At 62.0% G+C, this 1,538-nt stretch carries 1 protein-coding gene and 1 pseudogene; one reads left to right on the plus strand and one right to left on the minus strand.

Annotated features, from left to right (window positions below):
• Positions 1-306: pseudogene (locus tag RI841_RS16425) on the minus strand (hypothetical protein); the annotation flags it as partial.
• 127 nt (positions 307-433) lie between these two features.
• On the opposite strand from RI841_RS16425, the gene gmd reads away from it, so the two are divergent.
• Positions 434-1,414 carry a GDP-mannose 4,6-dehydratase gene (gene gmd, locus RI841_RS16430; protein WP_310706700.1) on the plus strand — a complete coding sequence of 327 codons (981 nt, stop codon included), beginning with the start codon at positions 434-436 and terminating at the stop codon, positions 1,412-1,414.
• The last annotated feature ends 124 nt before the right edge of the window (positions 1,415-1,538 follow it).

Genomic DNA, 1,538 nt, shown 5'->3' on the forward strand with positions numbered 1-1,538 from the left:
CGTTTCGGCGAAGAACAGCCGATACTTGAACCAGCCCAGCAGGCTCAGGTTGAACGCTATCCCCAGCACCAGCCAGGAGCGGCGGCGACTGGCTGTGATGCGTTTGCCGAGAGAATAATTCACCACCACCGAACCCACCAGCACGGGCAGGTAGTGCCAGTCCCAGACCGAATAGAAGATCAGTGACATCACGATCAGCCCGCGCATCAGCAGAGCCGACGAGATCTGGCCGCGGACCTGAAGCGCATAGAGCGCCAGTACCAGCGGCAGGAACAGCAGCAGAAAGGGGTAGGAGCTGAAAACCATCGCGATCCATCGCAGGGGCGGGGCTGGGTCTAGGTGCCGGGCGGCTGTGCTGGCCCATGGGCTGTGATAATATGCGCCGCTGGTTTGACGATGCCACGCCAAGGAAAATATACAGGAAATGGCAGGAATGCACAGTAAAACCGCGCTGATCACCGGCGTAACGGGCCAGGATGGGGCCTATCTTGCTCAGTTGCTGCTGAGTAAAGGCTACCGTGTCTGTGGTATCGCCCCCAGGCGCAGTACTTCGGATGTCAACCTGTCGCGTCTGGAGTGGCTGGGCGTCAAGGAGCAGGTGAAGCTGTTCGATGGTGACTTATGTGACCTTGGCAGCCTGATTCGCAGTGTCCAGGAGTGCCAGCCGGACGAGGTCTACAACCTCGCGGCGCAGTCCTTCGTGCAGACTTCCTGGAGCCAGCCGGTGCTCACCGGCCAGGTGACCGGCATCGGCGCGGTCAATGTCCTTGAGGCGGTGCGCATCGCTCGCCCTGAAGCGCGAGTCTACCAGGCCTCCACCTCGGAGATGTACGGCCTGATCCAAGAGCCGCGCCAGAGCGAGACCACTCCCTTCTATCCGCGTTCACCCTATGCGGCGGCCAAGCTTTACGCCCATTGGATGACCATCAACTATCGCGAGAGCTTCGGACTGCATGCCTCCAGCGGCATCCTCTTCAACCATGAATCGCCGCTGCGTGGCCTGGAGTTCGTCACCCGCAAGGTGACCGACGGTGTGGCGCGCATCAAACTGGGCCTGGCGAGCGAGCTGCGGCTTGGCAATATCGACGCCAAGCGCGACTGGGGCCACGCCCGCGATTACGTCCAGGCCATGTGGCTGATGCTGCAGCAGGAAACCCCGGATGACTACGTTATCGCCACCGGTGTCACGACCACAGTGCGCGACATGTGCCGCATCGCCTTCGAGCACGCTGGCCTCGATATGAACGATCACGTGGTGATCGACCCGCGCTTCTACCGGCCCGCAGAGGTAGAGGTGCTGTTGGGCAACCCCGACAAGGCTGAGCAGAAACTGGGTTGGAAGGCCGAAACCTCGCTGGAGGCGATGGTCCGCGAGATGGTCGACGCCGACGTGCGGCGACTGGAGCAAGGCTGATGAAGGGTGGTGAGGCGTTACAGCCGGCATTGGTGCTGATCACCGGGGCCAGCGGCTTCGTGGGGCGACATCTGGTGGCGGCGCTACGCCGCCGTTGGCCAGAAATCAGCTTACACGCTACCAC

This window comes from Halomonas sp. (genome assembly GCF_031581305.1).
Classification (GTDB): Bacteria; Pseudomonadota; Gammaproteobacteria; order Pseudomonadales; family Halomonadaceae; genus Halomonas.

Coding starts and splice junctions, on each gene's coding strand:
- gmd (WP_310706700.1), top strand. CDS start 434: ATGCACAGTAAAACCGCGCTGATCACCGGCGTAACGGGCCAGGATGGG.